At 71.8% G+C, this 7,618-nt stretch carries 8 protein-coding genes and 1 pseudogene; 2 read left to right on the top strand and 7 right to left on the bottom strand.

From position 1 onward, the window contains the following. Positions 1-46 precede the first annotated feature (46 nt). The 3 genes and pseudogenes from ACFU6K_RS24215 to ACFU6K_RS24205 form a co-directional block, all read right to left on the bottom strand. Positions 47-850: a DUF3710 domain-containing protein gene (locus ACFU6K_RS24215; RefSeq protein WP_380666276.1), complete on the bottom strand. Its 804-nt coding sequence runs from the start codon at positions 848-850 to the stop codon at positions 47-49. Positions 851-852: 2 nt separating this feature from the next. Beyond that, positions 853-1,387: pseudogene (gene dut, locus ACFU6K_RS24210) on the bottom strand (dUTP diphosphatase). Next, the gene (locus ACFU6K_RS24205; RefSeq protein WP_380666278.1) at positions 1,384-1,974 is read right to left on the bottom strand and encodes a PaaI family thioesterase; all 591 of its coding nucleotides are present in this window, start codon (positions 1,972-1,974) and stop codon (positions 1,384-1,386) included. The pseudogene dut and the gene ACFU6K_RS24205 overlap by 4 nt, the downstream one beginning before the upstream one ends. Positions 1,975-2,097: 123 nt before the next feature. Between ACFU6K_RS24205 and ACFU6K_RS24200 the strand changes: the two genes are divergently transcribed. Then, a complete protein-coding gene (locus ACFU6K_RS24200; protein WP_380666274.1) occupies positions 2,098-2,547 on the top strand; it encodes a DUF3093 domain-containing protein in 450 nt (149 codons plus the stop codon). Positions 2,548-2,815: 268 nt separating this feature from the next. Here the strand turns inward: ACFU6K_RS24200 and ACFU6K_RS24195 are convergent, their stop codons facing one another. From ACFU6K_RS24195 to ACFU6K_RS24180, 4 genes are all read right to left on the bottom strand, one after another. Further along, positions 2,816-3,115, bottom strand: a complete 300-nt coding sequence (locus tag ACFU6K_RS24195; RefSeq protein WP_030285479.1) for a DUF4193 domain-containing protein — start codon at positions 3,113-3,115, stop codon at positions 2,816-2,818. A gap of 472 nt (positions 3,116-3,587) precedes the next feature. Next, positions 3,588-4,571, bottom strand: coding sequence for an acyl-ACP desaturase (locus ACFU6K_RS24190; RefSeq protein WP_380666272.1), 984 nt, complete (start codon positions 4,569-4,571; stop codon positions 3,588-3,590). Between the two features lie 229 nt (positions 4,572-4,800). Beyond that, entirely contained in the window at positions 4,801-6,099 is a 1,299-nt protein-coding gene (locus tag ACFU6K_RS24185) for a sensor histidine kinase (protein ID WP_380666270.1), read from the bottom strand. Positions 6,100-6,172: 73 nt separating this feature from the next. Continuing rightward, complete coding sequence (locus ACFU6K_RS24180) at positions 6,173-6,826, bottom strand: response regulator transcription factor (RefSeq protein ID WP_030057689.1); 654 nt, start codon at positions 6,824-6,826, stop codon at positions 6,173-6,175. A gap of 443 nt (positions 6,827-7,269) precedes the next feature. Between ACFU6K_RS24180 and ACFU6K_RS24175 the strand changes: the two genes are divergently transcribed. Then, the gene (locus ACFU6K_RS24175; RefSeq protein WP_030057688.1) at positions 7,270-7,455 is read left to right on the top strand and encodes a hypothetical protein; all 186 of its coding nucleotides are present in this window, start codon (positions 7,270-7,272) and stop codon (positions 7,453-7,455) included. Positions 7,456-7,618 lie beyond the last annotated feature (163 nt).

Raw genomic sequence — 7,618 nt, 5'->3', positions numbered from 1 at the left:
GATCAGTGCCGATCAGGGCCGGCCGGAGCCGACGGCCTGAGCCGGGTCAGCGGACCTCGGTGATCTCCGGGCCGCGCGCGAACGGGTCGAGCGCGGCACCGCCGAAGCGGTTCTCGCCCTCACCGGCGGCGGCGGTCGCCCCGCCACCGTCGGCGACCATCTGGGCGTCCTCGGGAAGCTTCAGGACGATCGGGTCGCGGGGAGCCATCGGGGACTCGCCGCGCACGACGACCGTCTGCCGGAAGACCTGCTCCAGGATCCCGGCCATCTCCGGCTGCACGGCGGCCTGGCCCGAGATCACGCCGCGCAGGAACCAGCGCGGACCGTCGCAGCCGACGAACCGCACCAGCTGCACGCCCTGGGTGCCGTCCGGCAGCTGCACGGGGACCCGGGCGCGGAGGTGCCAGCCGAGCGGGCCCTCCTCCTCCTCGATGAGGCCGCCCTGCGAGGTGATGCCGTTGGCGATCTCCTCCCGGACCTCCCCCCAGATGCCCTCCGACTTCGGGGCCGCGAAGGCCTGGAGCTGGATGGCGCTGTTTCCGAGCACAAGGGTTGCCGCCACGATCGCGTCACCGGCGACCTCGACGCGCAGCTCCATGCCCTCGACACCGGGGACCAGCAGACCCCCGAGGTCGACGCGCCCCTCCTCGGGGTTCTCCAGCTCGGAGTGGTCCCACGGACCGTCCGGCCGGGGGGCCGGCGGCAGGCCGACCCTGTCGGCCGGGTCCAGCTCGGTCACGTTCTCGCTCTCGGCGGAACCTTCGACGTCATCGGCCGTCTCGTCGGCGCTGATGGCGTCGTCGGCGAGCTGCTCGACAGCGTCCTCGCTCTTCTGGCGACGACGGAACACGGTCACTGCCCTTCCCGGTCCAAGACCGATGCGAATGCCTGCTCGGCTTCCTGCGAGGCCGCGGGCATGCTAGACCGCGGCATGGCCGCCGGTCGACCCGAACCCGCCCTCGGCGCGTGCCGACCCAGGCAGCTCCTCCACCTCGTGGAAACGGGCCTTCTCGACCTGCTGGATCACCAGCTGGGCGATCCGGTCCCCTCGGCGGAAGCTGACCCCCTCGCGCGGGTCCAGATTGACGACGATCACCTTGATCTCTCCACGGTACCCGGCATCGACCGTCCCCGGGGCGTTCACGAGGGCAACACCGCAACGAGCTGCCAGGCCCGACCGGGGGTGGACGAAGGCCGCGTAGCCGTCCGGCAGGGCGATGGCGACGCCGGTGGGCAGCATGACCCGCTCACCGGGGGCCAGCTCCGCGTCGACGGTGGTGCGCAGGTCGGCACCGGCGTCCCCGGGCTGCGCGTAGGCGGGCAGCGGCAGCTCGGGGTCGATGCGCTTGATCAGGACGTCCAGCTGCGGGCGGGGGGTGTCGCTCAAGGGTTCACCTCAAAGGCTCGTGCGCGCTTCATCAGATCCGGGTCGTCGAGGACCTTCTCGATGTCCTCGGGACGACCGTGCGTGGTGAAGTGTTCCAGCTTTACCTGGATGAAGAGGGCCTGGGCCCGGACGGCGACCGGCCCGTCCGGTCCGCCGATCCGGGCCTCGGCGGCGCTGTAGATCTTGCGGCCGTGCACGCCGGTGACCCAGGCGCGCAGGTGCAGCACCGAGTCGACGGGCACCGGGCTGAGGAAGTCGGTCTCCAGCCGGCCGGTCACGGCGGGGGCGTGCAGCAGCCAGTTGAGCGTGCCGAGGGTCTCGTCCATGGCGGTGGTCAGCAGCCCGCCGTGGGCCAGGCCGGGGCCGCCCTGGTGGGCGTCGCGGACGGGGAACTCGGCGGTGACGTCGAGTCCCTCGCCGGCCACCGCGTCGATCCGCAGGCCGCCGGGGTGCTGCGGGCCGCAGCCGAAGCAGTGCTCGTAGTGGGAGCCGAGCCGGGTGCCGGGGGCGGGCGCCTGGGGGTGGCGCTCCGGCAGGACGGCGTCCGGCGGCGGGGTGGTCGGGGACGGCGGTGTGGCGGGCGCCAGCCGGTCGGTGGGGGTGCTGGGGGCTGTCGTACCGGTCACGGGGCCCCAGCCTACCCAGGGGTAGCGGGGCCTCCGGTGGGGGTGGCGTCCCGCGCCGGACGTCAGGGCGACCACAATGGAGGCATGTACGACGAACGCCTCACGGTGCCGCGCTCCTGGTGGCTGCTCCCGATCGCGGTGGGCCTCACGTTCGCGCTGATCCTGATCCGGGTCAGCGGTCCGGCCGCGCTGATCGGACTGGTGGTCGGCATCGCGGCCGGCGCGGTCGCGATCAGCAGCTACGGCTCGGCCCGCATCCGCGTGGTCCAGGGCTCCCTGGTGGCCGGCCCGGCCCGGATCCCGGTGGACGCGCTCGGCGGCGCGCAGGCGCTGAGCCCCGCCGAGGCGGCGGCCTGGCGCGGCCGGAAGGCCGATCCGCGCGCCTTCATGCTGCTGCGCAGCTACGTCCCGACGGCGCTTCGGGTCGAGGTGACCGATCCGACCGACCCGACGCCGTACCTCTACCTGTCGACCCGCTCGCCGATGAAGCTGGCGGAGGCGCTGGAGGACGCCCGGCGCGGCGCCCGCACCTGAGGCGGACCGGGCCGGCCGCGAGTCGGTCGGGCCCGGACACGAGCCGGACGGAAGAGGCCGGACAAACGGAGAGGGACGGTTCCGCTGCTGCGGGACCGTCCCTACGACTTTGTCCTGACCGGTCGACCGGCCGACTCCGTCCTCCCGGGCCCGTCCAGTCGGACGGTTCCCGGACCTGCCGTCCGGCCCCGCTGCCCGGGGCCGGAAGGAGCGGTGTACCGGTCCCGCGGGCGCAGCCGCGGGCACCGGGTCCTGTCCGCCGCGGTGCTCAGGCGCCGCAGTCCCGGCAGATCGGGTTGCCGTTCTTCTCGCTGTAGAGCTGGCTGCGGTGGTGCACGAGGAAGCAGCTCATGCAGGTGAACTCGTCCGCCTGCTTCGGCAGGACGCGGACGGCGAGCTCCTCGTTCGAGAGGTCGGCACCGGGGAGCTCCATGCCCTCGGCGGCGTCGAACTCGTCGACGTCGACGGAGCTGCCGCCCTTGTCGTTCCGCCGAGCCTTGAGCTCCTCGATGCTGTCTTCGTTGAGCTCGTCGTCGGTCTTGCGTGGGGTGTCGTAGTCGGTTGCCATTTTTCGCTCTCCCCCTCCGGGTTGTGCGGTGTGTGCGGTATCTCCAGCGCACGTAACGCATGGGGGGTCGGTCTTGTGCCCGACCCGAGGCGGAGATTTTGCCTTACTTCAAGCCCTGTTACTCAATCGACACTCAGCCCGGGCTCCATCGGGGTGATCCCCAGGGCTGTGGAAGGCCTCACGCTGGGCCATCACCAGCCTTCCGGGGACCCGGTAAACCGACCACGCACAGTGAGCACAATCGGTGTGGATGCCTGTGGAATCCCTTGTCCATCAGGGATGCCGACCGATTCCGCGGACCGACCGGTGATCGGAATCCGGTCACGGACGGCGATCGACACCCCTGATCAGGTGATCACTCTCCGGGGTTGCCCGGAATCATGGAGCGACACGGTGTGAGCTTGGTCACGTTCAGAATCATCCAGGGCAAACCGCGGGAAATCCACCCACTCCGACCGCTCGGTCCAGCATCTCAGCCGGCGTTCTTCCGGGCCTCCCGGCGGGCCAGCAGGGCGGCCTGGCGCTCCTCGAACTTCCGGGCCTGGCCGTCCAACCCGTCCAGGAACACGCCCAGCTCGTTCTGCGCCAGCAGGCCCTCCGGGCCGAGCCCGCCGATCTCCATCACCTTGAGGTGGCGCAGCACCGGCTGGAGCACGTCGTCGTGGTGGATGCGCAGGTTGTACACCCCGCCGAGGGCGATCTGCGCGGCGGCGCGCTCGAAGCCGGGGATGCCGTGGCCGGGCATCCGGAAGTCGGTGACCACGTCGGCGACGGCCCGCATGGCCTGGTCCGGGGCGATCTCCAGGGCGGCCTTCAGCAGGTTCCGGTAGAAGACCATGTGCAGGTTCTCGTCGTTGGCGATCTTCGCCAGCAGCTGCTCGCAGAGCGGGTCGCCGGCGTACTTGCCGGTGTTGCGGTGCGCGATGCGGGTGGCGAGCTCCTGGAAGGCCACGTACGCGACGGAGTGCAGCATGCTGTGCGCGTTGTCGGACTCGAAGCCCTCCGACATGTGGCTCATCCGGGCCCGCTCCAGCTCCACCGGGTCGACCGCGCGGGTGGCGAGCAGGTAGTCGCGAATGGCTATCCCGTGCCGGCCCTCCTCGGCCGTCCAGCGGTGCACCCAGGTGCCCCAGGCGCCCTCGCGGCCGAACATGGTCGCGATCTCGTGGTGGTAGCTGGGCAGGTTGTCCTCGGTCAGCAGGTTGACCACCAGCGACACCCGGCCGACCGGGGTCACCTTGGAGTGCTCCAGCGACCAGGCCTCGCCGCCCAGCACGCCGTCGAAGTCGCGGCCCTGGCTCCACGGGACGAACTCGTGCGGCATCCACTCCTTCGCCACGCCCAGGTGGCGGTTGAGCTCCTTCTCGACGACCTCTTCGAGGGCGAGGATCAGCCGCGCGTCGGTCCAGCCGCTCGCGACGAGCGGGGAGCTGCTCTGCACAGGGGCGATGGTCACGGTGGTGCTCCTGAGGGGACGGCACGCGCTGGGACGGGCGCGCTGGACGGGGACACGTCGTGGACCCGTCGGCGGGGCGCCGACGGACTCACCTACGGTTGCGTAGGTTACGACACCGTAAGTTGCTCGGGCCGGAAAAGACAAGCCGCCCCCGCCAGGCCTTATGTCGTCTTGACGGGCCTGGCGGGGGCGGCTGGAAACGGTCGCCTGCGGAAGGGGCGTTCGACCCTTACGGCGAGGGGATGCGGACCCTCATGGTGAGGCCGCCGCCGGCGCGCGGCGTGGCCTCGATGGTGCCGCCGTGGGCGCGCACCACCGAGCGGACGATGGACAGGCCGAGCCCGACCCCCTTGTCGCTGCGGGTGCGGTCGGCGCCCTTGATCCGGCGGAACGGCTCGAAGATGTGCTCCAGCTCGTACCCGGGCACCACCGGGCCGGTGTTGGAGACCACCAGCTCGCCGCCGCCGGGCACCGCGGTGGTGGCCAGCTCGACCCAGCCGCCCGGGGTGTTGTACCGGACGGCGTTCTGCAGCAGGTTGAGCGCGAGCCGCTCCAGCAGCACGCCGTTGCCGGCGGCCATCGCCGGATCGAGCTTCGAGCGCAGCTCGACCTCGCGCTTGTCGGCCTCCCCGCGGGTCTGCTCCAGTGCCCGGGTGGCCACCTCGGACAGCTCCACCGGGCGGCGGTCGGTCAGCTCGTTCTCGCTGCGGGCGAGCAGCAGCAGGCCCTCGACGAGCTGCTCGCTGCGCTCGTTGGTGGCCAGCAGGGTCCTCCCCAGCTGCTGGAGGTCGGCGGAGGAGGCCGGGTCGGAGAGCTGGACCTCCAGCAGGGTGCGGTTGATCGCCAACGGGGTGCGCAGCTCGTGCGAGGCGTTGGCGACGAAGCGGCGCTGGGAGTCGAAGGAGCGGTCCAGCCGGTCCAGCATGCCGTCGAAGGTGTCGGCGAGCTCCTTGAGCTCGTCGTCCGGGCCGTCCAGCTCGATCCTGCGGTGCAGGTCGGAGGAGGCCACGTCGCGGGCGGTGCGGGTGATCCGGCCGAGCGGGCGCAGGACCCGGCCGGCCATCGCGTAGCCCGCCGCGAAGGCGATCACGGCGAGGCAGACCAGCATGGTCAGCGACTTGCGCAGCAGGGTGTTGAGCGCGGAGTTGGAGCGCGCCAGGAAGTCGGCGGCCTGCCACTGGTTGTAGTCCGTGCTGGTCATCGTGGAGCTGACGCCGTCGGAGCCGGTGACCCGGATGCTGCCGTCGAAGACCAGCTTGCGCGGCACCAGGTTCGAGACGGCGTCCTGGAAGAACACGTACATCAGGAGCAGCAGCACCACGCCGGCCATCAGGAACATCCCGCCGTAGAGCAGGGTGAGGCGCATCCGGATGGTGGGGCGGAAGGGGAACCAGGCGAGCATGCCGTCGCCGGGGACGTAGGGCCCGGGGCGGTGGACGCGCGGCGGGGTCAGGGGCTTCGGCGGGACGGCACGCGGGCCGCCGGCGGGCGCGCCGGAGGCCCCGCCGGCCGGGGGCGGGGTGGTCATGATGGTCCTCTCGGGGCGTCCGCCGGGGCGGGCGCTTACGGCGGGGAGTCTCGGGGTGGACGGACTCCGGTCGTCAGATCCGGTAGCCGGAGCCCGGCACGGTGACGATCACCGGCGGGTCCCCGAGCTTGCGGCGCAGCGTCATCACGGTGACGCGCACGACGTTGGTGAACGGGTCGGTGTGCTCGTCCCAGGCCTTCTCCAGGAGCTGCTCGGCGGAGACGACGGCACCGCCGGCCCGCATCAGCACCTCCAGGACGGCGAACTCCTTGGGGGCGAGCTGGACGGTGCGCCCGTCGCGGATCACCTCGCGCCGGCCGGGGTCGAGCGAGATGCCGGCCCGTTCCAGTACCGGGGGCAGCGGGATGGTCGCGCGGCGGCCCAGCGCCCTTACCCGGGCGACGAGTTCGCTGAAGGCGAACGGCTTCGGAAGGTAGTCGTCCGCGCCGATCTCCAGGCCCTCGACCCGGTCGCTGATGTCGCCGGAGGCGGTCAGCATGATCACCCGGGTGGCCAGGCCCTGCTCGACCACCTTGCGGCAGACGTCGTCCCCGTGCACCAGCGGAAGATCGCGGTCCAGGACGACGACGTCGTAGTCGTTGACCGCGATGCGCTGGAGCGCGGCCTCCCCGTCGTACACCACGTCGACGGCCATCGCCTCGCGGCGCAGACCGGTCGCGACGGCCTCTGCAAGCAGCTGCTCGTCCTCGACGACGAGAACCCGCACGGTCGTTGTCCCTTCTCCAGGCCGGCCCCGGAAGCGGACGCACGGCTCCGACGGTGCCTCCATCCTGCCTGGTCGGGCGGTAAAGCAGCGATAAGCTGCCCCTCGGGCACGGAACCCGGGTCCGCAGTGGTGACTGTTCGCATCCGCACCACTCCGCTTGGACTGTGACACGGGCAACTTTCTCGCGCCGAAAGGTTTCCCCGCCCTGGGGGCGGGGAGGACAGCTGCACACCCGCGATCTGGCTGACGGCCGATCGCACCCACCCGCCGTGCGTTCATCCGCGCCGGCCCTGGGGCTGGGACATCACCGGGAGCGGCCGAAGGCCGTCTCCGCACCCGTCCGGAGTGCCACCACCTTCCGGCCTGGGTGCTTTCACCGGCTGGACCTTCCCCGGGGCGGAGAGCGCACGACCGTGCACGTCCGACACAGTAAGGGGGCCCGTATGGACGCCTTCAAGGCCGGAATCCTGCAGCGCATAGCCAACGCCGAGCAGGACCTGCACCGCGCGATCGAGGCCGGGGACGAGTTCCTCGCCGAGGTGGAGCAGTCCGAGCTGGACGACCTCCGCCGACTCGCCGCCGAGCACGGCGTGGACACGGTGCTGGAGCGCCACCGCACCGCTGCCTGACCCGTCCGGCACACCGACCCGTCGCCGGACCTCCGGCACCAGCGGCCCTGCGGGGGCCGTGCGAAACCCAGGCCCTGGCATCCCCCGTATGTCAGGGCTCTTCGCATGTCCGGGGGCCTTCGCAGCCGGGCCCGTCGCACGTCCGGGCCGTCCTGCCGCCGGG

Source organism: Kitasatospora sp. NPDC057512 (assembly GCF_042802135.1).
GTDB lineage: Bacteria > Actinomycetota > Actinomycetes > Streptomycetales > Streptomycetaceae > Kitasatospora.
Note: the sequence above shows the minus strand (reverse complement) of the source record. Positions and strands in the feature narration are given on the sequence as shown.

Excerpts from the sequence above, each read along its gene's own strand:
- ACFU6K_RS24200 (WP_380666274.1), top strand. The coding sequence starts at position 2,098 with ATGTACGACGAACGCCTCACGGTGCCGCGCTCCTGGTGGCTGCTCCCG.
- ACFU6K_RS24195 (WP_030285479.1), bottom strand. The coding sequence starts at position 3,115 with ATGGCAACCGACTACGACACCCCACGCAAGACCGACGACGAGCTCAAC.
- ACFU6K_RS24185 (WP_380666270.1), bottom strand. The coding sequence starts at position 6,099 with ATGACCACCCCGCCCCCGGCCGGCGGGGCCTCCGGCGCGCCCGCCGGC.
- ACFU6K_RS24175 (WP_030057688.1), top strand. The coding sequence starts at position 7,270 with ATGGACGCCTTCAAGGCCGGAATCCTGCAGCGCATAGCCAACGCCGAG.